This is a genomic window from Stenotrophomonas sp. MMGLT7 (assembly GCF_021168555.1).
Lineage (GTDB): Bacteria > Pseudomonadota > Gammaproteobacteria > Xanthomonadales > Xanthomonadaceae > MMGLT7.
Map to the genome: position 1 here is coordinate 131,923 of NZ_JAJOZS010000007.1, position 25,667 is coordinate 157,589.

Genomic DNA, 25,667 nt, shown 5'->3' on the forward strand with positions numbered 1-25,667 from the left:
GCCATTCGGCTGTGAAGAGCTTGGATTCGCAAACAGCATTTACGAACGAACATCTGAAGGGAACACGCCAATGTCCAGAACTCGCCGCCATCGAATCCCCAATCTCAAATCCCCAATCCCCGCCTCCCGGGGCTTCACCCTGATCGAGCTGATGGTGGTCATCGTCATCATCGGCTTGCTGGCCACGGTGGTGGTCATCAACGTGATGCCCAGCCAGGACCGGGCGATGGCCGAAAAGGCGCGCGCCGACGTCGCCCTGCTGGAGCAGGCGCTGGAGGCCTATCGCCTGGACAACCTGGTGTACCCGCGCACCGACCAGGGCCTGCAGGCGCTGCTGCAGGCACCGGCAGGGCTGGCACGGCCGGAGCGCTACCGCAAGGGCGGCTACATCCGCCGCCTGCCGGCCGATCCATGGGGCAACCCCTACCAGTACCGCCTGCCGGGCCGGCGCGGTGCGTTCGACGTGTACTCGTTCGCCGCCGACGGCACCGAGGGCGGCGAAGGCGAGAACGCGGATATCGGGAATTGGCAATGAAAGGCCGGGATTGGGGATTCGGGATTGGGGATTGGATAAGAGCCTGCACCACCGGCTGCCCGCCGCTTTTGCGAATCCCCGCTTTTCACAGCCGACTGGCTGGTCATCCCGAATCCCCAATCCCGGCCCACCGCCAGACGGGCTTCACCCTGATCGAGCTGCTCGCCGTGCTCGCGATCGTCGGCCTGGCCACGACTGCGGTGCTGCTGACCCTGCCGCATGGCGATGCGGCGCTGTACCGGCAGGCCGACGACTTCGGCCTGCGCCTGCTGCGGGCCAAGGAGGAGGCCATCCTCGGCGGGCGCACGGTGCAGGTGGGCGTCGATGCCGCCGGCTACCGCTTCGACCGCCTGGATGCGGGCAGGTGGGTCGTGCTCGAGGAAGGCCCGTTCGCCGCACGCGCCTGGGCCGATGGCGTGCAGGCGCAGCTGCCGCCGCGGCGCGAGCGGCTCGGCTTCCGCTTCGACCCGACCGGCGCGGCCGAGCCGCAGACGCTGCTGCTGGCGAGCGGCAAGGCGCGCGCGGAGATCTCGGTCGACCCGGCCGGCAAGGTGGTGGTGCGGTGAAGCGCCGGGATTCGGGATTCGGGATTGGGGATTCGGTAAAGGCCGGGGCGTGCCCGCCGCCTTTGCGAATCCCGGCTTTTCACAGCCGACTGGCTGGTCATCCCCAATCCCCAATCCCGGCTTCCACCGGCTTCTCCCTGATCGAACTGCTGGTGGCGCTGGCGATATTCGCCCTGGTCGTGGTCGGCCTGCTCAACCTGGCCGGCGAAAGCACCCGCACCGCGGTGCACGTGGAGCGCAGCGTGCTGGCCGGCATCGTCGCCGACAACCTCGCCGCCGAGGCGGCACTGGCCGAGGCGTCCGCGCTGGCCGCCCCGGCACAGGGCTCCGAACGCCTCGGCGAACGCGATTGGCGCTGGCGGCGCGAGACCGCCGCGAGCGGCAACGACGGCCTGCTGCGCATCGACATCGAGGTCACCGGCGACGATGGCGCCGTCGCGGCGAACGCCACGGTGTTGCGATGAAGAGCCGGGATTGGAGATTGGGGATGACCAGCCAGTCGGCTGTGAAAAGCCGGGATTCGCAAAAGCGGCGCGCAGCCGCCGGCGCAGGGTTCTGTCCAATCCCCAATCCCCAATCCCGAATCCCCGCCTGCAGCCAGGTGGGCTTCACCCTGATCGAGGTCCTCATCGCCATGGCCGTGTTCGCGCTGCTCTCCGCGGCCGCGGTGGGCATCCTCGCGTGGACGGCCGACCAGCAGGGTGCGGTCCGCGCCAGGATGGAACGGCTGGGCGAGCTGCAGCGCGCCCACGCCCTGCTGAAGGCGGACCTGGCGCAGGCGGCGCTGCGGCGCACCCGGCGCAGCGACGGCCGTGCCGAACGCAGCGCCTTCCTCGCCGCGCCACCGGACGACATGCGCGGGCCGCTGTTCGGCTTCGTCCGCCGCGGCTGGGAAAACGTGGACGCCGCCCCGCGCGCCTCGCTGCAGTACGTCGAGTACCGCGTCGCCGACGGCAGGCTGGAACGCAGCAGCCGCGCCGCACTCGACGGTGCACCGGCCGAAGCGCCGCAGGTCGTGCTCGAAGGCGTCGGCTCGGCGAAGGCGTACTACTACGCGCGCGGCTTCTGGAGCGACGGCTGGGGCGGCGGCCTGGACGCCCTGCCGCAGGCCGTGCGCCTGGAACTGCAACTGCGCGACTTCGGCCGGGTGCGGCAGGTGTTCCTGCTGCCGGAGGAGGGGATGTGAAGCGCGGAGCGGGGATTGGGAATTCGGGATGGGGGATTGGTGAAAGCGGCGGGCAGCCGCGGGCGCGGGCTTTTATCCAATCCCCCATCCCGAATCCCCAATCCCAATCCGGCACCGCCCTGCTGTCGGTGCTGCTGCTGGCCGCGGTGATGGCCGTGCTGGCGGTGGCGATGCTCGACGACATCCGCTTCGGCCTGCGCCGCGCCGGCAATGCGCAGGCCATCGCCCAGGCGCAGCGCTATGCGCTGGGCAGCGAGGCGCTGGCCAGGCAGCGCATCGGCGAACTGCAGCGCATGCAGGTCGATGTCGCGCAATGGAACGGCAAGCCGCTGGTGTTCCCGATCGTCGAGGGCGACGACAACCTCGGCATGGTGTACGCGCGGCTGGACGATGCCAGCACCTGCTTCAACCTCAACTCCGTGGTCGAGGGCGCGCCGGAGCAATGGACCCGGCGCGAACTGGGCGTGCGCCAGTACGTCGCGCTGCTGCAGGCACAGGGCTTCGCCGCCGCGCAGGCACAGGCGCTGGCCGATGCGCTGGCCGACTGGATCGATTCCGATGCGCAGCGCGCGCCGCTCGGCGCCGAGGATTCCAGCTACGCCGCGCTGCAGCCGGCCTATCGCACCTCGGGCGCGCTGCTTGCCGAGCCGTCCGAACTGCGCGCCATCCGCGGCTACGACGCGCAGACCTATGCCCGTATCCGCCCGCAGGTCTGCGCCCTGCCCAGCGCGGAACTCTCGCCGGTGAACGTCAACGCGCTCCAGCCGGAGCAGGCACCGGTGCTGAGCATGCTCAGCCTGGGCCGGCTCACGCCCGCGCAGGCGCGGCGCATCCTGGACCAGCGCCCGGACGGCGGCTGGCGCGATGCGCTGGCGTTCTGGTCGCAGCCCGCACTGCGCGACGCCGGACTTCCCAACGAGGTCTACGACCAGGTACAGCTGAGCAGCCGCTGGTTCAGGCTGCGCACCGAAGTCGAATACGCCAGCGCACAAGCGGTGCTGGATGCCTTGCTGCAAGCCGACGGCGGCCCCGCCCGCCTGGTCGCCCGCCGCTGGACGCCCGAAGAATGACCCAGATCCCCTCCCTCACTCGCCTGCTGCTGTTGAACGCCGACCCGGCAGGCGCCTCCACCTGCCTGCACATCGATGCCGGCGGACGCATCCTGTCACGCTCGCAGGTCGATGCCGCGCAGCCGCTGCCGGCCGCTGCCGGCACGCGCGACGTGCTCGCCGTACCGGCCGCCGCGCTGCATCTGCTGTGGATCGAACTGCCCGCGCACAGCGCGGCACAGGCGCTGGCCGCGGCACGACTGATGCTGGAAGACCTCGTCGCCGGCCCGCGCGAGAACCTGCATGTCGCGCTCGGCGAATTTTCCGCCGACGCCCAGCGCCTGCTGGCCGTGGTCGATGACCAGACGATGCGCGGCTGGCTGCAGCGCGCCACGCAACTGGGCCTGCAGGCGCAGGCCGTGGTGCCCGATTGCCTGCTGCTGGACGAGGCACAGGACGACAGCGTGCAGGCCTGCGAGCGCGACGGACGGGTGCTGGCCCGCGGCAAGCGGCTGGCCCTGGCCGCCGAGCCGGATCTGGCCAGGCGCGTCATCGGCGAACGCCCGCTGCGATGGCTCGACGCCGCCGAGGCCGAGGCATGCCTTGCCGCCCATGCCATCGCGCCGCCCGCCATCGACCTGCTGCAGGGCGCGCACGCGCGAGGCGACGGAAAATCCCCGCGCCAACGCAGGCGCCTGCGCCTGCTGGCCGCGCTGGTCCTGCTTTCGCCGCTGCTGCTGGTGGCCGCACAAACGGCCTACCACGCCCTCGCCGCACACCGGCTGCAGGCCCGCGCCGACGCCCTGGCCGCCCGCTTCCAGCCCGGCCTGGACGCAGGGCGGCTGCACGCGCACTACACCCAGCGTGTGGCCGCCGACGTGCTGGCGGTGCACTCGGCCAGACTGTTCGAAGCCTTGCGCGGCGTGCCCGGCGCGCGCCTGGACAGCTACGAGTTCTCCCCCGACGGCGGCCTGCGCGCCGGGCTGCTGCACCCGCGCGAGGCGGACCTGGAGACCCTGCGCCAGCAGCTGGCGGACAACGGACTGGAGCTGATCGCGCTGGACAGCCAGCCGGTCGATGCCGGCCTGCGCAGCCTGGTCGCCGTGGAGCCGCTGCAATGAAGGCACGCATCGAGCAGTTCCGCCTGTGGTGGCAACGGCGCGAACCGCGCGAACGGCTGATGCTGGGCGCGATGTGCGCGGCAATCGCCGCCTTCGTGCTCTGGTATGCGCTGTTCGTGCCGCTGCGCATGGCCCGCGACAGTGCCCAGGCCCGCCATGAACGCGCCACGCTGGCGCTGCTCCAGACCGAACTGGAACTGGCCCAGCTGCGCCAGCTGCAGCAACGCCGGCCACCGCAACCTGCCGATGCGGCGGCGCTGAAGCGTGCCGTGCTGGACAGCGCCGGCAAGGCCGCGCTGGCGGTGAGCCGCGAGCGCGACAGCGACCCCGCCGGCTTCGGCATCGAAGCCGACGCGGCCAGCCCGCGGCAGTTGTTCGCCTGGCTCGATGCCCTGCGCAACGATCATGGCCTGGCGCCGTCCAGCCTGAGCGCCGCCAGGAGCGAGGGCGGCTTGCGGGTCCAGGCCGGCTTCGCCCTGGCCCCGTCCAGCCGGTGAGTCCATCGCCACGGCCCGATGGCTGCGGGAGTCCGGCGGCATGCGCCAGCGATGGGCCGACACGGCCGGCCGAGATGCGGGGCCCCCTGCCCGTCTGGCCGCAGGCGGACACGAAGCGCCGAGGCCCCGGTTCGCGCCGCGACCACACGGCCCACGACCTGCGCGCCGGCGCCCCGCCCTGCGCGCCGTCATGCATCCGTCATCATTCCTTCTTCAGGCCTTCATCGAGACATGTCCCAATAGCGGGACCACCTCCGCTGCCGGCTGCACCCGCCGCGATGGAACGGGATGCCGGACCTGCAATGGCGCGCGCAAGCGCCTTCCGAACCTGTCCGGCGCCGCGGGCCACGAATCCCGGAACACCGTCCGACCGATCTCTCTCCCGGTCGACCGGCGAAGCGGGCTCCATCGGAGCCCGCTTCATTTTGTCGCGCCACCATGCCCGGCGGAACGAGTGTCATGAAGCCGTAACAAAAACATCATTTCATAGCGCCATCCGCCGGCGCGGCCGGCCCCATGCCCTGGAGCAACTCCATGAAACTGCAATCGACCGGACTGGCCGCACTGTCGCTGGCCGTCGCCCTGGCTCTCGTCGCCTGCAAGCCGGGCAACGACGCCCAGCCCGGCGCGACCGCGCCCGATGCCGCCGCCACCGGCACCCCGGCCCCCGGCGACGCCAAGACCGCCGAGATCTCCGGCGCCGGCGCCTCCTTCATCTACCCGCTGGTGTCCAAGTGGTCGGCCGACTACAACGCCGCCACCGGCAACAAGGTCAACTACCAGTCGATCGGCTCCGGCGGCGGCATCGCCCAGATCAAGGCGGGCACCGTGGACTTCGGCTCCTCCGACAAGCCGCTGGACAGCGAGGAACTGGCCGCCTCGGGCCTGGGCCAGTTCCCCTCGGCGATCGGCGGCGTGGTGCCGGTGGTCAACGTCGAAGGACTGCAGCCGGGCCAGCTGCGCCTGACCGGCGCGCTGCTGGCCGACATCTTCCTGGGCAAGGTCACCACCTGGAACGACCCGGCCATCGCCGCCGTCAACCCCGGGGTGACGCTGCCGTCGGCCAAGATCAACCTGGTGCACCGTTCCGACGGCTCGGGCACCAGCTTCAACTTCACCAACTACCTGGCCAAGGTCAGCCCGGAGTGGAAGAGCAAGGTCGGCGAAGGCACCTCGGTGCAGTGGCCGGGCGGCGTCGGCGGCAAGGGCAACGAGGGCGTGGCCTCGTACGTGCAGCAGATCAAGGGCTCGATCGGCTACGTCGAGCTGGCCTACGCGCTGCAGAACAACATGCCGTACGCGTCGCTGCAGAACGCGGCCGGCAACTGGATCCAGCCCAGCGCCGAGAGCTTCGCCGCCGCGGCCGCCAGCGCCGACTGGGCCAACGCCAAGGACTTCAACCTGGTCATCACCAACGCCCCGGGCGAGCAGGCGTGGCCGATCACCGCCACCAACTTCATGCTGATGCCGAAGCAGCCCAAGGACGCCGCGCGCAGCAAGGCGACGCTGGACTTCTTCAAGTGGGCGTTCGAGCAGGGCCAGGCACAGGCCAACGAGCTGCACTACGTGCCGCTGCCGCCGGAGCTGGTTCAGCAGATCGAGGCCTACTGGACGGCCGAGTTCAAGTGACGCAACGGCGCGGCCGTGCCTCCGGCACGGTCGCCCTTGCCGTTGGGTCATCCCCGCGAAGTGCTTTTCCACAGCCGAATGGCTGGTAAAGCGGGGATCCAGCGACTTTGCTCCTGGCTCCTGTCTTTCTCATCGCCCCACCAGGCGAAGGCCAACGTCCCTGGATCCCCGCTTTCGCGGGGACGACGATAGATGCAATATCGCCACGGCGGCTCCACGTGCTCCGTCCACCGGCCTTGCGCTCCACGCCAGGCGCAACGCCTCCGCCTCCGGCCCACCTGCCATCGCGCAGTTCCACGGCACCCCGCTCGCGCCCGCTCACTGATCCAAGGCCCCCCGCCTCCCCATGAATTCCACCGTCATTCCCGAAGCGATCTCCGCCCCGACCGGGCGCGATCTTCGCGATGCCCGTGCCGACCGCTGGTTCCGCTGGGTGCTGGTCGCCACCGTCGTGTTCGTGCTGCTGGCCCTGGCCAGCGCCGCGCTGTCGATGCTTTGGGGTGGCCGCCAGGCACTGCAGGTGCAGGGCCTGAGCTTCTTCTACTCGTCCGAATGGAACCCGGTCGAGAACAAGTACGGCGCACTGGCGCCGATATACGGCACCCTGGTGACGGCGATGATCGGCATGGTGATCGCGGTGCCGGTGAGCTACGGCATCGCCTTCTTCCTGACCGAGGTGGCGCCGCGCTGGCTGCGCGGCCCGGTCAGCACCGCCATCGAGCTGCTGGCCGGCATCCCGTCGATCATCTACGGCATGTGGGGCCTGTTCGTGCTGGTGCCGGTTATGACCGAGTACGGCACCCCCTGGCTCAACGACCACCTCGGCACGCTGCCGCTGATCGGCCCGCTGTTCCAGGGGCCGCCGTTGGGCATCGGCATGCTCACCGCCGGCTTCGTGCTGGCGATCATGGTGATCCCGTTCATTTCCTCGGTGATGCGCGAGGTGTTCCTGACCGTGCCGACGCGGCTGAAGGAGTCGGCCTACGCGCTGGGCTCCACCCGCTGGGAAGTGAGCTGGGACATCGTGCTGCCGTATACCCGCTCGGCGGTGATCGGCGGCATCTTCCTGGGCCTGGGCCGCGCGCTCGGCGAGACCATGGCGGTGGCCTTCGTGATCGGCAACAGCGTGCGGCTGTCGCCCTCGCTGCTTGAGCCCGGCACCACCATCGCCGCGCTGATCGCCAACGACTTCGGCGAGGCGACGGAAACCTACCGCTCGGCGCTGCTGCTGCTGGGCTTCGTGCTGTTCATCGTCACCTTCGTGGTGCTGGCGATCGCCCGGCTGATGCTGATGCGGCTGTCGCAGAAGGAGGGCAACTGATGGCGGCCAGCGACGTCTCCCGGCGCCTGTACAACCGCCGCCGCGTGGTCAACGCGGTCGCGCTGCTGCTTTCGTGCGTGACCGCGCTGTTCGGCCTGTTCTTCCTCGGCTGGATCCTGTGGACGCTGGTCGCCAAGGGCATCGCCGGCATCGACTGGAACCTGTTCACCATGATGACGCCGCCGCCGATGCAGGAAGGCGGCCTGGCCAACGCCTTCTTCGGCAGCGCGGTGATGTGTGCGCTGGCGATCGCCATCGGCACCCCGCTGGGGGTGGCCGCCGGCACCTGGCTGGCCGAGTACGGCAACGTCCGCAAGGCCGGCCTGGTGGTGCGCTTCGTCAACGACATCCTGCTGTCGGCGCCGTCGATCGTGCTCGGCCTGTTCGTCTACACGCTGTACGTGATGCAGACCGGCGGGCGCTTCTCGGCCTTCGCCGGCGCGCTGTCGCTGGCCTTCATCGTGCTGCCGGTGGTGGTGCGCACCACCGACGAGATGCTGCGGCTGGTGCCCGCGCAGATGCGCGAGGCGGCGCTGTCGCTGGGCGTGCCGCAGTGGAAGGTGATCGTGCAGGTGGTCTACCGCAGCGCCGCGGCCGGCATCGTCACCGGCATACTGCTGGCGCTGGCGCGCATCAGCGGCGAGACCGCGCCGCTGCTGTTCACCGCCTTCGGCAACCAGTACTGGAACAGCAACATCTTCCAGCCGATGGCCTCGGTGCCGGTGGTGATGAACCAGTTCGCCGGCAGCCCCTACGAGTCCTGGCAGACGCTGGCCTGGGCCGGTGCGCTGGTGCTCACCGTGTTCGTGCTGCTGGTCAGCCTGGGCGCGCGCGCCCTGCTCCTGCGCAACAAGATCTCCAACGATTGAAGCCCTCGGACCCCTCCATGAACGATCTCCACCACGCCACGCACATGCAGCGCATCGCGGTCCCGGCCTCGAACGGTGCCGCGCTGGCGGACTCGCCGATCAAGCTGTCCGCGCGCGGGCTGGACTTCTACTACGACAAGTACCACGCGCTGAAGAACATCGACCTGGACATCCCGGAAAAGCGCGTGACCGCGCTGATCGGCCCGTCCGGCTGCGGCAAGTCCACGCTGCTGCGCATCTTCAACCGCATCTACGCGCTGTACCCGAAGATGCTCGCCACCGGCCAGGTGCTGCTGGACGGGGAGAACGTGCTCTCGCCCAAGTACCCGATGAACCGGCTGCGCAGCAAGGTCGGCATGGTGTTCCAGAAGCCGGTGCCGTTCCCGATGACCATCTTCGAGAACGTCGCCTACGGCATCCGCCACCACGAGAAGCTGTCGAAGGGCGAGATGAACGACCGCGTCGAGCAGGCGCTGCGCCAGGGCGCGCTGTGGGACGAGGTCAAGGACAAGCTGGGCCAGAGCGCGCTGGGCCTGTCCGGCGGCCAGCAGCAGCGCCTGTGCATCGCCCGCGCGGTGGCGCTCAAGCCCGACGTGCTGCTGCTGGACGAGCCGACCTCGGCGCTGGACCCGATCTCCACCAGCCGCATCGAGCAGCTGGTGGAGGAGCTCAAGCACGACTACACCATCGTCATCGTCACCCACAACATGCAGCAGGCCGCGCGCGTGTCCGACTTCACCGCCTTCATGTACCTGGGCGACCTGATCGAGCACGACCGCACCGAAGTGATCTTCTCGCAGCCGTCCAAGCGGCAGACCGAGGATTACATTACCGGGCGGTTCGGGTGAACCGCCGGGATTGGGGATTCGGGATTCGGGATTCGCAAGGGCGAGCCGCTGCCCTGCCCTGGAATCCCGCCCGCTTTTCCCGATCCCCGTTCCTCGCAGCCGCAGGGCTGTCCATCCCCAATCCCGAATCTCGAATCCCACCGCCATGACCACACCCACCGACCACATCGTCAAGAGCTACGACGAAGAACAACAGCGCCTGGCCGCGGAGATCGTGCGCATGGGCGAGACCGCCGTCGCCCAGCTGGAAGCTGCGCTGGACGTGGTGGAACGGCGCGACGACAACGCCGCCCAGCGCATCGTCATCAACGACGAGGCGATCGACGCGCTGGAGAGTTCGATCAGCCACGACGTCATGCGCCTGGCGCTGCGCGGGCCGATGGCGCGCGACCTGCGCGAGATCCTCGCCGGCCTGCGCATCCCCGCCGACATCGAGCGCATCGGCGACTACGCGGCCAACGTCGCCAAGCGCTCGATCGCGCTCAACACCGCCCCGCCGATGCCGCAGATCCTCGGCCTGCGCGCGCTGGGCAGGCTCGCCGCCGAGCAGGTGCGCCGCGCACTGGCGGCCTACCAGGCCAACGACGCCGACGCCGCGCTGAAGATCCGCGACGACGATGCGCGCCTGGATGCGCAGTACACCGCGCTGTTCCGCGAGTTGCTCACCTACATGATGGAAGACCCGCGCAACATCACCCCGTGCACGCACCTGCTGTTCATGGCCAAGAACCTGGAGCGCATCGGCGACCACGCCACCAACATCGCCGAGAACGTGTGGTTCCTGGTGCATGGCGACCAGCCGCTGCCGCCGCGCGAGAAGCGCGACGACACCAGCACCACCGGCGCCCCCTGAACCGCATCGCCGGAGTTGTCGTCGTGTGTCGTCCGTGACACAAAAATTCCGGGAAACTTAATAGGCGATTCACCGGCAAAAACCTAATGTTCGCCCTGCAGGCAGGACTGTCCTGTCCTACGCAAGGAGAAGCATGATGAAACGACTGATCGCCCCCCTGCTGGCATTCTCGCTGCTGGCTTCCGGCCTGGCCGTCGCCGCGCCGCAGGATCCGCCCCGCAACTCCGACCGCAACCACCAGGACGATCACCGCGACCAGCATGGCCAGCAGCAGCGCCAGCCGCCGCGCAAGGGCGAGCGCCTGGCCCAGGATCGCCGCGGCGAGCGCGTGGACGACTACGGCAGGCATGGCCTCAAGCGCCCGCCCAAGGGCCACGAGTGGCGCAAGGTGGACGACCGCTACGTGCTGATCGCGGTAGCCACCGGCATCGTCACCAGCGTCATCGCCAACGGCCGCTGATAGCAAGCACCGCGACACCCGGAAAGCCCCGTCAAGGGGCTTTTCCTTTGCAGCCGTTCGCATGCGCGGGTATCGAGCGTGACAACGGCCCATGCCGCCCAGCCATGGCAGGTGCGGCTCAACCAGGGCCATCGCACCTCCCGGATACGGCACGCGGCCCTGCCCGCCCCGACCCGGCTCGTAGCGGCGATCGCATACGCCGGCAAGGCCTGCGCGGTGCTTCGCCGGCACCATCGGCAGCCTTGTTTCCGCGGTGCCGGGCGATGCCTCTGTTACCCTATGCGATATGTCCGAAGTCCCCCAGCCTGCCGTTTCGCAAGCCACGTTCACCCCGATGGCCCAGCGCTTCCGGGGCTATCTGCCGGTGGTGGTGGACGTGGAGACCGGCGGCTTCGACTGGAACCGGCACGCGCTGCTGGAGATCGCCGCGATCCCGCTGGAGATGGACGAGCACGGGCTGCTGCATCCGGGCCAGACCCATAGCGCGCACGTGATCCCGGCGCCGGGAACCGAGATCGATCCCAAGTCGCTGGAAGTCACCGGCATCGTGCTCGACCACCCTTTCCGCTTCGCCAAGGCCGAGCGCGAGGCGCTGGACCACATCTTCGCGCCGGTGCGCGCGGCGGTGAAGAAGCATGGCTGCCAGCGCGCCATCCTGGTCGGCCACAACGCCCACTTCGACCTGAACTTCCTCAACGCCGCGGTCGCGCGCGTGGGCCACAAGCGCAATCCGTTCCATCCCTTCAGCGTGTTCGACACCGTGACCCTGGCCGGCGTCGCCTACGGGCAGACGGTGCTGGCGCGCGCGGCACAGGCCGCCGGCCTGCACTGGGACGCCAACGAGGCCCACAGCGCCGTCTACGACACCGAGCAGACCGCGCGGCTGTTCTGCAAGATCGTCAACGCCTGGCCCCGGCATCAGCTCGGCGGCTAGTGCGCTCTCCCGGGTTCCTTGGGGCGCGGATCGGGTGGAGCGAGTGGCGGCATTTCGATCGTGAAAAGCCGCGGGGACGACGGGCAAACAGGCGCCACGACTCGCACGACACGGCTGTCGCGCGCCCGCACCGGCCGTTCTGGACATCACTGCCGTCGAGCAGGAACGGCGCGCCCTGCCCGGCAACGGTGGCACGCCCTAGCCGCGGCAGGTACGATCGCGGCCGCCGTTCTTGGCGCGATAGAGCGCGCGGTCCACGCGCTGGTAGAGCGTGGACGCAGTTGCATCGCCTGCCTCCAGGCTCACCACGCCGGCGCTGAAGGTCACCCGCAGGTCCTCAATCCCGGCCCATCGCCGCTGCTGGTGGAACTTCGCGCGCAGGCGCTCGCACAGCGCCTCGGCCTCGTCGATGCCGGTGTTGTTGAGCAGCAGCGCGAACTCCTCCCCGCCCATGCGCGCCGGCACGTCGCTGACGCGGCAGGTATCCCTGAGCAGTTGTGCCGCTTCGCGCAGCACCGTGTCGCCGACGCCATGCGAATGGCGGTCGTTGACCTGCTTGAAATGGTCCACGTCCAGCGACACCAGGCACAGCGGCGTGCCGTCGCGGCGGGCGCGGGCGATATCGCGCGCCAGCGCCTCGTCGAACGCGCGCCGGTTGGGCAGCCCGGTCAGGACGTCCTCCAGCGCCTGCCGCTCGAAGGCCTCCGCCTGGTGGCGCAGCTGTTCGAGCAGGCCGCTCTTCTCGCGGTCGGCGGCCAGCAGGCGTTCGGCCTGCAGCTGCAGGTCGCGGGTACGCTCGTCCACCAGCCGGGCCAGCCGCAGGTTGCTGGTCCGGTAGCGGTCGATCATGTAGCGGTACAACGCCACCAGGGCCAGCAACAGCAGCAGTCCGGCAATGGCCTGCACGCTGCGGCGCTGCCAGAACAGCGGCTCGACGGTGAATGCCCACACCGCCTCGCGCTCGCTCCAGGCGCCGCCCGGATGCGCCGCGGCGACGTGCAGGGTGTAGTCGCCCGGCGGCAGGCCGATGAATTCCACCCCGCGCTGGCGTCCGCGCTCGACCCAGCCGTTGTCCAGGCCCTGCAGCCGGGTACGGTAGACGATGCGGTCGGACAACAGGTAGCTGAGGCCGACGTACGACACCGCCAGCCGGTGCCCGCCCGGCACCGATATCCTGCCGCCGCGCTGCCATTGCAGCGGCTCGCCGTCGAGCTTGACGCTTTCGATCACCGCCGGCGGCGGCAGCCGCTGGCGGAACCCCTGCAGCCGCTGCGGATCGGTCGTGGTCAATCCGCCGGCGGTGGCGATCCACAGCGTGCCGTCGTGCCGCAGCGCGGCCGAGGGCATGGAACTGCCGTTGCCCTGCGCGTTGGCCATGCCGTCGGCCTCGTTGTAGAGCTCCACATCGATGCGCGGGCTGCGGCCGTCGGCGACCGCGTCGAGCGTGGCCAGGTCGGTGCGCAGGACGCCGCGGTTGCTGGTGATCCAGGCATTGCCCAGGCGGTCGAAGATCAGCTGGAACACCGTATCGACCGGCATGCCCTGTTCCAGGCCGACCCGCGCCAGCTGGCCGCCGCGGTAGCGGTACAGGCCGCGGTCGCTGGTGATCCAAACGTCCGCACCGACCTGCTGGAAGCCGAAGATCGTGCGCGCCCCGCCCATCGCGTCCAGGTCGATGCGCTGCACATTGTCGCCGCGCAGCACGCGAATGCCCTCGATGGTGCCGATCCACAGCGCGTCGCCGGCCTGGGCGAGCGCGGTGATCAGGCCGCCGGGCATGCCGGCAACCGCCACCGCGTGCGCGCCGGTCTCGTCCACCCGCACCACGCCGCGCTGGGTCCCCAGCCAGACCGCGCCGTCGCTGCCGACGCTGATCGCACGGACGTTGCCGCGCGCCAGCGCGCCGCCGAAGTCGTAATGGCGCACGTGGCCGTCCGCGTCGATGCGGAACACGCCATCGCCGTAGGTCCCGGCCCACAGTTCGCCGTCGCGGCCCAGTGCCAGGCTCAGCACCGACGGCGGCTTGCCGCTGGCGGTCGGCAGCCGCAGCGGCACGATGCTGCGGTCGGGCTGCATCGCGTCCAGGCCGGCCGCCCCCCCGACCCACAGGCATCCCTGGCCGTCCTCCAGCACCGCGCGCGTGTAGTTGCCGCTCAGGCCGTCGCGCTCGGTGTAGTTGCTGAACAACGTCTCGCGCAGGCGGAACAGGCCGCCGTTGGCGCCCACCCAGATGTTGCCCTCGGCGTCCTCGAACAGGCTGCTGATGCGGCCATCGGGAACCTGCACGCTGGCCGGCAGGCGCTCCACGCCGCGACGGCCGACCCGCAGCAGGCCGTTGTTCTCGGTCCCCACCCAGAGATCGCCGTGGCTGTCCTGCAGCATCGCGGTCGGGCGCTCCTGCCCCGGCAGCCGGTGCTTCAGCACCGGACGGCCATCTTCCATCCGGTACAGGCTGTCCACGGCGGCGATCCACATCGACCCGTCAGCGGCGCGGTACGGCCAGGCCAGCCCCGAGGGCAGGCCGAAGCCGGCCGGGGTGCCGTGGTAGGCCCCCGACGCATCCCGGTACGCCAGGCCGTCGAAGGTCCCCACCCAGACCCGGTCGTCGCCATCGACGGCCATCTGCATGTAGCTCATCGACAGCGGCACGTCGGCCGGAGGCGTCTCGTAGTGCACGCGCCCGGAGGCCGGGTCCAGGTATCCCAGGCCGTTGCCCTCGAACAGCAGCCACAGCCGGCCGCGGCTGTCCATCTGCATGGCCTGGATGATCACCTGCGGCGCGGACGCCTGCCGCGGCCACATGGTCCATTCGCCATCGGTCCGGCGCCGGCTGACGTTGCCGCGCGAATCGCTGATCCACAACGCCCCCTCGGCGTCGACGAACAGCGTGCCCACGCCGTTGTCCAGCAGTGCCGGACGGGTACTGCGGTCGATCACGGTGAAGTCCAGCCCGTTGTAGCGCACCAGGCCTTCCCAGGTGGCGAACCACAGGTGGCCCTCGGGCGTCTGCACGATGTCGCGGATGGAGTTGTGCGGCAACCCGTTGCGCGAGGTCCACACGTCCACCGCGTAGTCGCGCAGCGGCGGCGGTTCGTCGCCCTGCGCCCTGGCCAGCGCCGGGACCAGCATGCACAGCCACACCAGCAACATGCGCCAGCCGACAAGTTCCCTGCACGTGCGTCCCGGAGCCGGGACGACTGTCATTGGCGCACGGGTTTCGTCGGTGACCATGACCGCATTGTAAAAGGGCAGGCGCCCTGCGCATGCGGATTCTGGCCCGCGGCCGTCACGCCGCCGGCGCCGCGGCCCACTCCACGCGTGCCTCGAGCCCGCCTTCGGGGCGGTTGTGCAGGCCGAGGACCGCGCCGTCCTTCTCCGCCAGCGCGCGGGCGATCGTGAGCCCCAGCCCGGCGCCGCCGGTCTGCCGCGAGCGCGAGGTCTCCAGCCGCACGAACGGATCGAGCACCGCCTCCAGCTGGTCCGGCGGCAGCCCCGGCCCGCGGTCGCGGACCGATACCACCACCCGGCCGTCGCGCCGCGTCGCGGCGACCCGGGCCGAACCGCCGTACTTGAGCGCGTTGTCGACCAGGTTGGAGAACAGCCGGTGCGTGGCCAGCGGCCTGAGCATCAGCACCGCGCCGCAGCCCTGTTCGAACACGGCGTCGCCACCGCCATCGGCGGCGTCGGCGACCACGCTTTCCAGCAGCGAATCCAGATCCAGCGCCAGCGGCTGCTCGGACGATTCGGCGCTGCGCGCCAGTTCCAGTCCCTCCCGAATCAGGGCCTGCATCGCCGCCAGGTCGGCGACCAGGCGTTCGCGCAGGGCCTCGTCGGGCACGTTCTCCAGGCGCAGCCGCAGCCGTGTCAGCGGGGTCTGCAGGTCGTGGGTGATCGCCGCCAGCATCTGCGTGCGTTCGCCCAGGTGGCGCTGCAGGCGCTGCTGCATGGCGTTGAAGGCCATCGCCGCGTTGCGCACCTCGGTCGGTCCCTCGACCGGCACCGGCTCGCGCTGCAGATCGCGCCCGAGCGCCGCGGCGGCGCCGGACAGGCCCTTGAGCGGCGCACTGGCGATGCGCGACACCGCATACGCCAGCAGCGCCATGGCCACCGCCAGCAGCGAAAGGAACAGCGGATCGACCGGCGACAGGCTGTCGCGCACCACCGGCGGCGATTCCAGGCCCAGGCGCAGCGGGGTGCCGTCGTGCAGCCGCAGCGACACCAGCCGGCACGCCGGCGGCAGCAGCCCCGCTTCCTCGTCGCCGTCGCGCTCGCCTGCAGCGGCGTGGCGGGCACCGGGCGGCGGCAGGAAGTCCGGCAGCCGCGGCGCGCAGTGGCGGTAGCCGGCATGCTCCACCCGCGCCTGCGCCAGCAGCCCGCCACGCGCGGCCAGCAGCGCGGCAAAATCGGCATCGCCGCCGTGCCCCTGCGCATCGGCCGGCGCCGGGCGCACGCCGGGCCCGCCCAGATCGAGCAGCTTGGCGCGCAGTTCCTGAGGCGCCCCGTCCAGCAGTTCGACATAGCCCTGCAGGCGGTCGGCGGTACGCGCCATCTCCTGCCGCTCGAAGTCCTGCCGGCGCCTGGCGTTGGCCAGCAGCGTGGCGACCACCGCGGCGGCCAGCATGCCCAGCAGCAGGATCAGGAACAGCCGCCCGGCCATCGACGACAGGTAGCCGCGCAGGCGCCTCATTCCAGCGTCACCGCCGCCGCCAGCACGTAGCCCTCGTTGCGCACGGTCTTGATCAGGCCGCCGGCATCGCCCAGCTTGTGCCGCAGGCGGCTGATCTGCAGGTCGATCGCCCGCTCCTGCGCCTCGTACTGGCGGCCGCTGCTCAGCACCACCAGCTGCTCGCGGGTGAGCACCTTGTTGGCCTGGCCGGCGAACACCCGCAGCAGGCGGAACTCGGCGCCGGACAGCACCACCACCCGGCCGGCCGGATCGACCAGGTGGCGGTGTTCCAGGTCGAAGGTCCAGCCCTCGATGCGCGCGCGGCGCACCGCCAGCGGTAGCAGGTTGGCGGGAAGCGCCTCGGTCCGGCGCAGCACGTTGCGGATGCGCGCCAGCAGCTCGCGCGGCTCGAACGGCTTGGGCAGGTAGTCGTCGGCGCCCATTTCCAGGCCGAGCACGCGGTCGATCGGCTCGGAGCGGGCGGTGAGCATGATCACCGGCGTGGCCGAGCGCGCGCGCAGGTCGCGGCACAGCGTCAGGCCGTCCTCGCCCGGCAGGTTGAGGTCGAGCACGATCAGGTCCACGTGCTCGCGTTCCAGCACCTGGCGCATCTGCGCGCCGTCGCTGGCAGTGCCGACCTGGTAGCCGGCGCGGCCGAGCTGCTCGGCCAGCAGGGTGCGGATGTCGACGTCGTCGTCGACCACCAGCAGGCGGTGCATCGTCTGTTCTTCCGTCATGCGGCGATGATCCATCCTAGCCGATCGCCGCGCGCTTGCCGGCGCATGTCGGCGCGTATCGGCCGGCGCCGCCGAAACATTGCGACACATCCGGCAGCGCGCCCGATACATGCCGATACACGCCGTGCATTGAGGCCGGCGCACCGCGCCGGCCAGACTTGTCGCCGACGCCGCACGACGCGGCCCAGCGGACAGGTCCAGCCCAGTGAAACCCCGTTTGCCCAAGAGCCGGCGCGGCCGCATCGCGCTCGCGATCGCCGTCGTGCTGCTGGTCGCGCTGCTGGTGCTGTGGTGGCTGAAGCCGCCGCCGCCCCCCACCCTGGCGTCCTCGCCGGTGACCCGCGGCGACGTCGAGCAGACGGTCGAGGCGACCGGCACGATCAAGCCGTCGCGGCTGGTCAGCGTCGGCGCGCAGGTGTCCGGCCGGATCGAGTCGCTGAAGGTCGGGCTCGGCGACCAGGTCAAGGCCGGCGACCTGATCGCCGAGATCGATTCGCGCACCCAGCTCAACACCCTCAAGAGCGCCCAGGCCGCGCTGCAGAACGCCCGCGCCAGCCGCGACGCGCAGGTCGCCAACCTGCGCGCCTACGAACTGGCGTTCAAGCGCCAGCAGCGGATGCTGGCCGCCGAGGCGACCTCGCAGGCCGACTACGACAGCGCCCGCGCCACCCTGGAGGCCACCCGCGCGCAGATCGCCGCGCTCGACGCCACCATCGCCCAGCAGCAGACCACGGTGGACACCGCTCAGACCAACCTGGGCTACACCCGGATCACCGCGCCGATGGACGGCACCGTGGTGGCGGTGGTGTCCAAGCAGGGGCAGACGGTCAACGCCAACCAGAGCGCGCCGACCATCGTCATGCTCGGCGACCTGGACACGATGACGGTGTACGCCGAGATCTCCGAGGCCGACGTGGTCAAGACCCGGGAGGGCCAGCAGGTGTACTTCACCATCCTCGGCAACCCCGACAAGCGCTACGCCAGCACCCTGCGCGACATCGCCCCGGCACCGGAATCGGTGACCGACGAGGACAGCAGCTCCTCCAGCAGCAGTTCCTCCAGCACCTCCACCTCGAGCACCGCGATCTACTACAACGGCCTGTTCGACGTGGACAACGCCGACCACGCGCTGCGCACCTACATGACCGCGCAGGTGAGCATCGTGCTCGGACAGGCCCGCAACGTGCTGACCATTCCCTCGGCCGCGCTCGGCGCCAAGGGCAAGGACGGCAGCTACACGGTGCAGGTGGTGTCCGCCGATGGCCGCCCGCAGCCGCGCAAGGTCGTGGTCGGCCTGGACAACAACGCCAGCGCCGAGATCAGGAGCGGCCTGAGCGAAGGCGAGCGGGTGGTGGTCGGCGAAGCCACCGCCGCGACCCGCGCCGAGTCCGCGCAGAAGAACCAGCAGCGCCGAGGCCCCGGCGGCCCGCCGCCGATGATGTGAGAGGCGCAGCCATGAGCCAAGCACTGCTGCAGCTGCGCGACCTGCGCCGCGAGTTCCCGGCCGGCGACCAGACCCTGGTCGTGCTCGCGGACATCGACCTGGACATCGCCGCCGGCGAGATGGTGGCGATCGTCGGCCAGTCCGGTTCGGGCAAGTCCACGCTGATGAACATCCTCGGCTGCCTGGACCGGCCCAGCGGCGGCAGCTACCGCGTCGCCGGCCGGCAGACCGGCGCGATGTCGCCGGACGAGCTGGCCGAGCTGCGCCGCGAGCACTTCGGCTTCATCTTCCAGCGCTACCACCTGCTCGGCGACCTGGACGCCATCGGCAACGTCGAGGTGCCGGCGGTCTACGCCGGCATGCCCGGCCCGGCGCGCACCGCGCGCGCGCGCGCGCTGCTGCGCCGGCTCGGCCTGGCCGACCGCACCGGCCATACCCCCGGCCAGCTGTCCGGCGGCCAGCAGCAACGCGTGTCGATCGCACGCGCGCTGATGAACGGCGGCGAGGTGATCCTGGCCGACGAGCCGACCGGCGCGCTGGACAGCCGCTCCGGCGAGGAGGTGATGGCGATCCTGGGCGAGCTGCACGCCGAGGGCCACACCATCATCATCGTCACCCACGACATGGCGGTGGCCCGCCACGCCCAGCGCATCATCGAGATCCACGACGGCCGGATCGTCGCCGACCGCGCCAACCCCGGCGCCGGCACCGACGTCGCCGGCCGGCACCGGCCCGAACCGCCGCCCGCCGGCGGCAGCCACTGGCAGGCGCTGCGCGACCGCTTCGTCGAGGCGTTCCGGATGGCGCTGCTGGCGATGAACGCGCACCGCCTGCGCACCTTCCTGACCATGCTCGGCATCATCATCGGCATCGCCTCGGTGGTGTCGGTGGTGGCGCTGGGCAACGGCTCGCAGCAGCAGATCCTGTCCAACATCTCCGCGCTGGGCACCAACACCATCGAGGTCTATCCCGGCAGCGGCTTCGGCGACATGCGCTCGGGCCGGGTGCAGACGCTCAAGGCCGGCGACGCCATCGCGCTGGCACGGCAGAGCTATGTCGACAGCGCCACCCCCAACGTCTCCACCTCGGTGACCGCGCGCCATGGCAGCCAGTCCGCGACCGCGCAGGTCAGCGGCGTCGGCGAGCAGTACTTCCGGGTCAAGGGCCTGAAACTGAGCGAAGGCGCGTTCTTCGGCACCGAGGCGGTATCCTCCATCCAGCAGGTCGCGGTGATCGACCAGAACACCCGCGCGCAGTTCTTCGCCGACACTCGGCAGAACCCGATCGGCCAGGTGATCCTGCTCGGCAACGTGCCGGTGCGCGTGGTCGGGGTGGCGCAGAAGCAGACCACCGGCTTCGGCAGCAGTTCCTCGCTCAGCATCTGGGTGCCCTACACCACCGCGATGTCGCGCATGCTCGGGCAGCACTACCTCTCCAGCATCACCGTGCGCGTGTCCGACGACACCCCGATGGACGCCGCCGAGCAGGCGGTCACGCGCCTGCTCAGGCTGCGCCACGGCAGCGAGGACTTCTTCCTCAGCAACAGCGCCGAGATCCGCGAGACCATCGAGCAGACCACGCAGACGATGACGCTGATGATCGGCGCGATCGCCGCCATCGCGCTGGTGGTCGGCGGCATCGGGGTGATGAACATCATGCTGGTGTCGGTGACCGAGCGCACCCGCGAGATCGGCGTGCGCATGGCGGTGGGCGCGCGCCAGAGCGACATCATGCAGCAGTTCCTGATCGAGGCGGTGCTGGTGTGCCTGCTCGGCGGCCTGCTCGGCATCGGCCTGGCGCTGGCGCTGGGCCGGGTGTTCGCCGCCGCCGGCGGCAGCTTCGGCATGATCTTTTCGACCGGCTCGATCGTCGCCGCCTTCGCCTGCTCCAGCCTGATCGGCGTGGTGTTCGGCTTCCTGCCGGCGCGCAATGCCGCGCAACTCGACCCCGTGGAGGCCCTGGCCCGCGAATGAACCGCTCCCTCCCCCTCCTGCCCGCGATCGCGGCGGTACTGCTGGCCGGCTGCGTCAGTACCGGCCAGTACCGCGCCGCTCCGATCGCGGTCGCCTCCGCCTACGGCCGCGGCGACGCCGCACGCAACCCGCCCGAACAGGCGCTGGCGCTGCAGGCCAGCTACCCTGCCCACGACATCGCCGCCGATGCCTGGTGGCGCGGCTTCGGTGACGCACGCCTGGACCGCATGGTCGAGCAGGCGCTGGCATCCAACAGCGACCTCGCCGCGGCCGGGCTGACCCTGCGCAAGGCGCGCCTGCAGGCGGGCCTCGCCGAGACCGAGCTGTGGCCGACCGCCAGCGGCAGCGTCGCCGGCTCCGGCAGCCGCGCCACCGACCGCCACGACGCGTTCGATCGCAGCTACTCCGCCAGCGTGTCGCTGGACTGGGAGATCGACCTGTGGGGCAAGCTGCGCGCGCAGCGCGACGTAGCCCAGTGGGAGGCGGCGGCCACCGACCAGGACCGCGAGAACACCGCGCTGGCACTGGTCGGCGAGGTCTGCAGCGACTACTGGCAGCTGGCCTACCTCAACCAGAGCATCGCCGCCGGCGAACAGGACCTGCAGCGGCTGGAGAAGACCCTGCAACTGGTGCAGGTGCAGTTCGCCGCCGGCGATGTCTCCAGGCTGGAACTGCGCGAGGCCGAGCAGAACCTGGAGAGCCAGCGCACCGCGCAGAGCGCGCTGCTGCAGCAGCGGGTGGAAGTGCGCAACGCGATCGCCGTGCTGCTGGACGGCCAGCCATGGCCGCAGGCCGACGAACCGCAGGACCTGGACGCCGCGTCCAGCCCGGCGCTGGCCGCGGGCGTGCCGGCCGAGCTGCTGGCGCGGCGCCCGGACCTGCGCGCGGCCGAACTGCGCCTGCGCGAATCGCTGGCGCAGATCAAGGCCACCGCACGCAGCTACTACCCCGCGCTCAGCCTCACCGGCGCGATCGGCGGCAGCAGCACGGCGTTGTCGGACGTGGTGCGCAATCCGGTCGCCACCCTCGGTGCCGGCCTCACCCTGCCCTTCCTCAACCTGCATCAGGCGCGGCTGGACACCCGCATCGCCGGCACCGACTACGAGATCGCCGCCACCCAGTTCCGCACCACGCTCTACACCGCGCTCAGCGAGGTCGAAAACGCACTGTCGGCGCGCGAGCAGCTCGCCGCGCAGGTGGAATCGGCGGACAGGTCGTACCAGGCCGCGCGCGATGTCGAGCGCATGTACCAGGTCCGCTACCGCAGCGGCGCATCCGACCTGCGCACCTGGCTGGACGCGCAGCAGACCCTGCGCGAGTCGGAGCTGGCGCTGGCGCTGGCACGGCGCCAGCAACTGGTCGCCGACGTCACCCTGTACCAGGCGCTGGGCGGCAGCGCGCAGCCGGGTCGAAGCGACCTGCAGGAGTGACCCGTAGGAGCGACTTCAGTCGCGATGAGGCCTTACCGGTAGAGCCCTCGCGACTGAAGTCGCTCCTACGGCGCTCCTGCGGCGGCGGCGATGCCGCAGGCAGCTCACGCGCGCTGCCGCACTGCCTCGAACAGGGTCACGCCGGCGGCCACCGAGACGTTGAGGCTCTCGATGTCGCCGGGCATCGGGATCTTCACCAGCCCGTCGCAATGCTCGCGGGTCAGCCGGCGCAGGCCGTCGGCCTCGCCGCCCAGCACCAGCGCGACGTTGCCGCGCAGGTCCAGCGAGTACAGCGAGGTCTCCGCCTCGCCGGCCAGGCCGTAGATCCACACGCCCAGCTTCTGCAGATCGCGCAAGGCCCGCGACAGGTTGGTCACCGCCACCACGGCGATGCGGTCGGCGGCGCCGGCCGAGGTCTTGCGCACGGTGGCATTGACCGTGGCCGACTTGTCCTTGGGGATCACCACCGCGGTCACCCCGGCGGCGGCGGCGCTGCGCAGGCAGGCGCCGAGGTTGTGCGGGTCCTGCACGCCGTCGAGCACCAGCAGCAGTGCCTTGCCCGCGGCCGCCTCGACCAGCCCCTGCAGTTCGCTTTCCTCCCACAGCTTGGCCGCGGCATAGCGCGCGGCCACGCCCTGGTGGCGCACCGCGCCGCCCACGCCGTCGAGCGCCTGCGCGGTCACCCGGCGCACCTCGATGCCCTTGCGCAGCGCGTTTTCCTCGATCTCGGTCAGGCGCGGGTTCTTGCTGCCGCCCTCAACCAGCACCTCGCGGACATGGTCGGCATCGTTCTCGATCGCGGAGGCCACGGCATTGACGCCGACGATCCACTGGTTCTGCTTGCTCATCTGGATGGGTGCGGGGAAAGGGAAAGGAGGAAATGGTAGGGGCTAACGCCGGCGACGGCACGCGCCGGGACTACCGCAGGCGCGGCGCCCGTCACCCGTGCCGCGGGAGCGGACCGGGGCCGCTCCCGCGCAGGCTCAGTAGGACTGCTTGCGGCGCCTGGACGGCTTGCGCGCCGGTACCGGCGCCGCCTCGTCGCGGTCATCTACCAGGCGGAAGTCGATCTTGCGCTCCTCCATGCTGGCCTTGAGCACCTGGATCCGCACCCGGTCGCCGAGCCGGTACTGCTCGCCGCGGCGTTCGCCGCTGAGCGTCTTGCGGATCGGGTCGAACTGGTAGTAGTCGTGCGGCAGCTGGGTCACGTGCACCAGGCCGTTGACCTTGGATTGCTCCAGCTCCACGAACAGGCCGAAGCTGGTGACGCCGCTGATCACGCCGTCGAACTCGCTGCCGACGTGCTTCTCCATCCATGCCGCGCGGTAGCGCTCGTCCACCTCGCGCTCGGCCTCGTCGGCGCGGCGCGCACGCTCGGAGCACTGCAGCGACAGCGCCGCCATCTCGTGCGGGGTGTACAGAAACTTCTCCGGCTTGGCCCCGGTCAGGGCATGCTTGATCGCGCGATGCACCAGCAGGTCCGGGTAGCGGCGGATCGGCGAAGTGAAGTGCGCATAGGCATCCAGCGCCAGGCCGAAGTGGCCGGCGTTCTCCGGCGTGTACACCGCCAGGCTCTGGCTGCGCAGCACCACCGATTCCAGCAGCGCCACGTCCGGGCGCTCGCGCACCTTCTTCAGCAGCGCGGTGAAGTCGCGCGGCTGCACCTTGTTCCACGGCGGCATCGACAGCTTGAATTCCTTGAGGAACTCCAGCAGGTCGGCGTACTTGGACTCCGGCGGGCGGTCGTGCACGCGGTACGGCGCCGGCACGTGCTGCGACAGCAGGTAGCGCGCCGCCTGCACATTGGCGGCGATCATGCACTCCTCGATCAGCTTGTGGGCGTCGTTGCGCACCAGCATGCCGGCCTGGGTCACCTCGCCGCGGTTGTCGAGCACGAAGCGCGTCTCGGAGGTCTCGAACTCGATCGCGCCGCGCTTCTCGCGGGCCTTGGACAGCAGGCCGTATAGCTCGTGCAGGCGCTCGACCTGCGGCAGCACCGCGCCGATCGCACGGCGCGCCTCCGGGTCCTTCTCGCCCACCGCCTGCCACACCTGGTCGTAGGTCAGGCGCGCATGCGAGCGCATCACCGCCTCGTAGAACTTGGCGCCGGTGACCTCGCCGGAGCGGTTGACCTGCATGTCGCAGACGAAGCACATGCGGTCCACGTCCGGGTTCAGCGAGCAGATGCCGTTGGACAGCGTCTCCGGCAGCATCGGCACCACGAAGCCGGGGAAGTACACCGAGGTCGCGCGGCGCTGCGCCTCCTCGTCCAGCGGCGTGCCCGGGCGCACGTAGTTGGAGACGTCGGCGATCGCCACCACCAGCCGGTAGCCCGAGCGGTTCTTCAGGCGGAAGCCCTGGCGATTGCTCTCGCAGTAGACCGCGTCGTCGAAATCCTTGGCATCGGCGCCGTCGATGGTCACCAGCGGCATGTCGCGCAGGTCCACGCGGCCGCCGATCATCGACGGCTCCACCGTCAGCGGCACCGCCGCGGCCTCGTCCAAGACTTCCTGCGGGAACTCGTACGGCAGCTCGTGGCCGTGGATAGCGGTCTCCACCACCAGCGACGGGGTGAGCTTGTCGCCGAGCACGGCGATGATCCTGCCGATCGGCGGGCGCCGCGTGTCCGGCGCCTGGGTCAGCTCGCACACCACCAGCTGGCCGTCGCGGGCGCCGCCGGTGGCATCGGCCGGCACCTGTACGTTGCGCTGGATGCGCTTGTCGTCGGGCACCACGAAGGCGATGCCGGCCTCCAGGCCGAAGCGGCCGATCAGGCGGTTGACGCCGCGCTCGAGCACGCGCGAGATGCTGCCCTCGCGGCGGCCGCGGCGGTCCACGCCGGTGACGTTGGCCAGCACGCGGTCGCCATGCATGACCTTGCGCATCTCGTACGGCGACAGGAACAGGTCGTCGCCGCCGCCGTCCGGGCGCAGAAAGCCGAAGCCGTCGGGATTGGCGATCACCACGCCCGGGATCAGGTTGACCTGCTCCACCGGCGCGTAGCCGCCGCGGCGGTTCTGCACCACCTGGCCGTCGCGCAGCATCGCCGACAGGCGCCGCGACAGTGCCTCGAAGCGGTCGGGCGCGGTCAGCTTGAGCAGGCGTGCCAGCTCGTCCACCGACTGCGGGCCGTCGCACTGGTCGAGCAGCTGCAGGATCGCCTCGCGGCTGGCGATCGGCTCGGCATAGCGCTCGGCCTCGCGCGCGGCGTAGGGATCGTGGAAGGCGCCGCCGCGTGCGGGCTGCGCCGCCGACGCCGGCTTGCGCCTGCCGGGCGCCGCCGCCTTGGCCTCCGGCCTGGGCTTGCGCCCACCACCGGGTGCGGGCTTGGTCGCCGGCGCGGCCGCGGACTCGGGCATCCACGGCGGCAGCTTCTTGGCCGCGCGCTTGCGCGGCTTGGCGGCAGCCGGGCCATTTGCGGTGGACGTGCCGCCATCGGCCTTGGCCTTGGCGGATTTGCGGACCGGCGTGTCGGTCCCGTCGGGGGTTCTTTTCTTCATTGCCGCCATGGTAACCCCGTGGCGGGGCGCAAATGCTCACGACCCGACC

Annotated in this window: 22 protein-coding genes; 17 read left to right on the plus strand and 5 right to left on the minus strand. The window is 70.7% G+C overall.

The features are described from left to right. Positions 1–70: 70 nt before the first annotated feature. The 14 genes from gspG (at position 71) to rnt (ending at position 11,868) form a co-directional block, all read left to right on the plus strand. Positions 71–535 (plus strand): type II secretion system major pseudopilin GspG, encoded by a 465-nt coding sequence (gene gspG / locus LRX76_RS11000; RefSeq protein ID WP_231805085.1) that lies wholly within the window; start codon positions 71–73, stop codon positions 533–535. 119 nt (positions 536–654) lie between these two features. Then, positions 655–1,101: a GspH/FimT family pseudopilin gene (locus LRX76_RS11005; RefSeq protein WP_331716773.1), complete on the plus strand. Its 447-nt coding sequence runs from the start codon at positions 655–657 to the stop codon at positions 1,099–1,101. A 113-nt stretch (positions 1,102–1,214) separates the two neighbouring features. Then, positions 1,215–1,565 carry a type II secretion system minor pseudopilin GspI gene (gene gspI, locus LRX76_RS11010; RefSeq protein ID WP_231805181.1) on the plus strand — a complete coding sequence of 117 codons (351 nt, stop codon included), beginning with the start codon at positions 1,215–1,217 and terminating at the stop codon, positions 1,563–1,565. Between the two features lie 137 nt (positions 1,566–1,702). Continuing rightward, positions 1,703–2,287, plus strand: coding sequence for a type II secretion system minor pseudopilin GspJ (gene gspJ, locus LRX76_RS11015; RefSeq protein ID WP_231805087.1), 585 nt, complete (start codon positions 1,703–1,705; stop codon positions 2,285–2,287). An 86-nt stretch (positions 2,288–2,373) separates the two neighbouring features. Then, positions 2,374–3,357 carry a type II secretion system minor pseudopilin GspK gene (gene gspK, locus LRX76_RS11020; RefSeq protein ID WP_331716774.1) on the plus strand — a complete coding sequence of 328 codons (984 nt, stop codon included), beginning with the start codon at positions 2,374–2,376 and terminating at the stop codon, positions 3,355–3,357. After that, complete coding sequence (gene gspL, locus LRX76_RS11025; RefSeq protein ID WP_231805090.1) at positions 3,354–4,457, plus strand: type II secretion system protein GspL; 1,104 nt, start codon at positions 3,354–3,356, stop codon at positions 4,455–4,457. Before gspK ends, gspL begins: the two co-directional genes overlap by 4 nt. After that, positions 4,454–4,954: a type II secretion system protein GspM gene (gspM, locus tag LRX76_RS11030; protein WP_231805092.1), complete on the plus strand. Its 501-nt coding sequence runs from the start codon at positions 4,454–4,456 to the stop codon at positions 4,952–4,954. The genes gspL and gspM overlap by 4 nt, the downstream gene beginning before the upstream one ends. 534 nt (positions 4,955–5,488) lie before the next feature. After that, entirely contained in the window at positions 5,489–6,583 is a 1,095-nt protein-coding gene (pstS, locus tag LRX76_RS11035; RefSeq protein WP_231805094.1) for a phosphate ABC transporter substrate-binding protein PstS, read from the plus strand. Positions 6,584–6,929: 346 nt separating this feature from the next. Then, positions 6,930–7,904, plus strand: coding sequence for a phosphate ABC transporter permease subunit PstC (gene pstC / locus LRX76_RS11040; RefSeq protein ID WP_231805096.1), 975 nt, complete (start codon positions 6,930–6,932; stop codon positions 7,902–7,904). After that, positions 7,904–8,773 carry a phosphate ABC transporter permease PstA gene (gene pstA / locus LRX76_RS11045; RefSeq protein ID WP_231805098.1) on the plus strand — a complete coding sequence of 290 codons (870 nt, stop codon included), beginning with the start codon at positions 7,904–7,906 and terminating at the stop codon, positions 8,771–8,773. Before pstC ends, pstA begins: the two co-directional genes overlap by 1 nt. A 17-nt stretch (positions 8,774–8,790) precedes the next feature. Next, positions 8,791–9,621, plus strand: a complete 831-nt coding sequence (pstB, locus tag LRX76_RS11050) for a phosphate ABC transporter ATP-binding protein PstB (protein WP_231805101.1) — start codon at positions 8,791–8,793, stop codon at positions 9,619–9,621. Between the two features lie 145 nt (positions 9,622–9,766). After that, a complete protein-coding gene (gene phoU / locus LRX76_RS11055; protein WP_231805103.1) occupies positions 9,767–10,474 on the plus strand; it encodes a phosphate signaling complex protein PhoU in 708 nt (235 codons plus the stop codon). A 136-nt stretch (positions 10,475–10,610) separates the two neighbouring features. Continuing rightward, the gene (locus LRX76_RS11060) at positions 10,611–10,934 is read left to right on the plus strand and encodes an RcnB family protein (RefSeq protein ID WP_231805105.1); all 324 of its coding nucleotides are present in this window, start codon (positions 10,611–10,613) and stop codon (positions 10,932–10,934) included. Positions 10,935–11,220: 286 nt separating this feature from the next. Continuing rightward, positions 11,221–11,868: a ribonuclease T gene (gene rnt / locus LRX76_RS11065; protein ID WP_231805107.1), complete on the plus strand. Its 648-nt coding sequence runs from the start codon at positions 11,221–11,223 to the stop codon at positions 11,866–11,868. A 198-nt stretch (positions 11,869–12,066) separates the two neighbouring features. Here the strand turns inward: rnt and LRX76_RS11070 are convergent, their stop codons facing one another. The 3 genes from LRX76_RS11070 to LRX76_RS11080 form a co-directional block, all read right to left on the minus strand. Continuing rightward, positions 12,067–15,018 (minus strand): ligand-binding sensor domain-containing diguanylate cyclase, encoded by a 2,952-nt coding sequence (locus LRX76_RS11070; RefSeq protein ID WP_231805109.1) that lies wholly within the window; start codon positions 15,016–15,018, stop codon positions 12,067–12,069. Positions 15,019–15,154: 136 nt separating this feature from the next. Further along, on the minus strand, positions 15,155–16,555 hold the full coding sequence (locus LRX76_RS11075; RefSeq protein WP_231805111.1) for an ATP-binding protein: 1,401 nt from the start codon (positions 16,553–16,555) through the stop codon (positions 15,155–15,157). Continuing rightward, positions 16,552–17,253 (minus strand): response regulator transcription factor, encoded by a 702-nt coding sequence (locus tag LRX76_RS11080; protein ID WP_231805185.1) that lies wholly within the window; start codon positions 17,251–17,253, stop codon positions 16,552–16,554. The genes LRX76_RS11075 and LRX76_RS11080 overlap by 4 nt, the downstream gene beginning before the upstream one ends. A 223-nt stretch (positions 17,254–17,476) precedes the next feature. On the opposite strand from LRX76_RS11080, the gene LRX76_RS11085 reads away from it, so the two are divergent. Genes LRX76_RS11085 through LRX76_RS11095 form a run of 3 tightly spaced genes read left to right on the plus strand, consistent with a single transcriptional unit; the run spans position 17,477 to position 22,118 of the window. Further along, on the plus strand, positions 17,477–18,715 hold the full coding sequence (locus tag LRX76_RS11085) for an efflux RND transporter periplasmic adaptor subunit (RefSeq protein ID WP_231805113.1): 1,239 nt from the start codon (positions 17,477–17,479) through the stop codon (positions 18,713–18,715). An 11-nt stretch (positions 18,716–18,726) separates the two neighbouring features. After that, complete coding sequence (locus tag LRX76_RS11090) at positions 18,727–20,688, plus strand: MacB family efflux pump subunit (RefSeq protein WP_231805115.1); 1,962 nt, start codon at positions 18,727–18,729, stop codon at positions 20,686–20,688. Further along, complete coding sequence (locus LRX76_RS11095) at positions 20,685–22,118, plus strand: efflux transporter outer membrane subunit (RefSeq protein WP_231805117.1); 1,434 nt, start codon at positions 20,685–20,687, stop codon at positions 22,116–22,118. Before LRX76_RS11090 ends, LRX76_RS11095 begins: the two co-directional genes overlap by 4 nt. Before the next feature lie 104 nt (positions 22,119–22,222). Here LRX76_RS11095 and rlmB read toward each other — a convergent pair whose 3' ends face one another. After that, positions 22,223–22,966 (minus strand): 23S rRNA (guanosine(2251)-2'-O)-methyltransferase RlmB, encoded by a 744-nt coding sequence (gene rlmB / locus LRX76_RS11100; RefSeq protein WP_231805119.1) that lies wholly within the window; start codon positions 22,964–22,966, stop codon positions 22,223–22,225. 135 nt (positions 22,967–23,101) lie between these two features. Beyond that, a complete protein-coding gene (gene rnr, locus LRX76_RS11105) occupies positions 23,102–25,477 on the minus strand; it encodes a ribonuclease R (RefSeq protein ID WP_231805187.1) in 2,376 nt (791 codons plus the stop codon). Positions 25,478–25,667 lie beyond the last annotated feature (190 nt).

Bases quoted from the DNA above. Each gene is read 5' to 3' on its own strand.
- pstA (WP_231805098.1), top strand. From the start codon at position 7,904: ATGGCGGCCAGCGACGTCTCCCGGCGCCTGTACAACCGCCGCCGCGTG.
- pstB (WP_231805101.1), top strand. From the start codon at position 8,791: ATGAACGATCTCCACCACGCCACGCACATGCAGCGCATCGCGGTCCCG.
- LRX76_RS11070 (WP_231805109.1), bottom strand. From the start codon at position 15,018: ATGTTGCTGGTGTGGCTGTGCATGCTGGTCCCGGCGCTGGCCAGGGCG.
- LRX76_RS11090 (WP_231805115.1), top strand. From the start codon at position 18,727: ATGAGCCAAGCACTGCTGCAGCTGCGCGACCTGCGCCGCGAGTTCCCG.
- gspG (WP_231805085.1), top strand. From the start codon at position 71: ATGTCCAGAACTCGCCGCCATCGAATCCCCAATCTCAAATCCCCAATC.
- rnt (WP_231805107.1), top strand. From the start codon at position 11,221: ATGTCCGAAGTCCCCCAGCCTGCCGTTTCGCAAGCCACGTTCACCCCG.
- phoU (WP_231805103.1), top strand. From the start codon at position 9,767: ATGACCACACCCACCGACCACATCGTCAAGAGCTACGACGAAGAACAA.
- LRX76_RS11095 (WP_231805117.1), top strand. From the start codon at position 20,685: ATGAACCGCTCCCTCCCCCTCCTGCCCGCGATCGCGGCGGTACTGCTG.
- LRX76_RS11075 (WP_231805111.1), bottom strand. From the start codon at position 16,555: ATGAGGCGCCTGCGCGGCTACCTGTCGTCGATGGCCGGGCGGCTGTTC.
- LRX76_RS11060 (WP_231805105.1), top strand. From the start codon at position 10,611: ATGAAACGACTGATCGCCCCCCTGCTGGCATTCTCGCTGCTGGCTTCC.
- LRX76_RS11080 (WP_231805185.1), bottom strand. From the start codon at position 17,253: ATGCACCGCCTGCTGGTGGTCGACGACGACGTCGACATCCGCACCCTG.
- rnr (WP_231805187.1), bottom strand. From the start codon at position 25,477: ATGCCCGAGTCCGCGGCCGCGCCGGCGACCAAGCCCGCACCCGGTGGT.
- rlmB (WP_231805119.1), bottom strand. From the start codon at position 22,966: ATGAGCAAGCAGAACCAGTGGATCGTCGGCGTCAATGCCGTGGCCTCC.
- gspL (WP_231805090.1), top strand. From the start codon at position 3,354: ATGACCCAGATCCCCTCCCTCACTCGCCTGCTGCTGTTGAACGCCGAC.
- gspM (WP_231805092.1), top strand. From the start codon at position 4,454: ATGAAGGCACGCATCGAGCAGTTCCGCCTGTGGTGGCAACGGCGCGAA.
- pstS (WP_231805094.1), top strand. From the start codon at position 5,489: ATGAAACTGCAATCGACCGGACTGGCCGCACTGTCGCTGGCCGTCGCC.
- pstC (WP_231805096.1), top strand. From the start codon at position 6,930: ATGAATTCCACCGTCATTCCCGAAGCGATCTCCGCCCCGACCGGGCGC.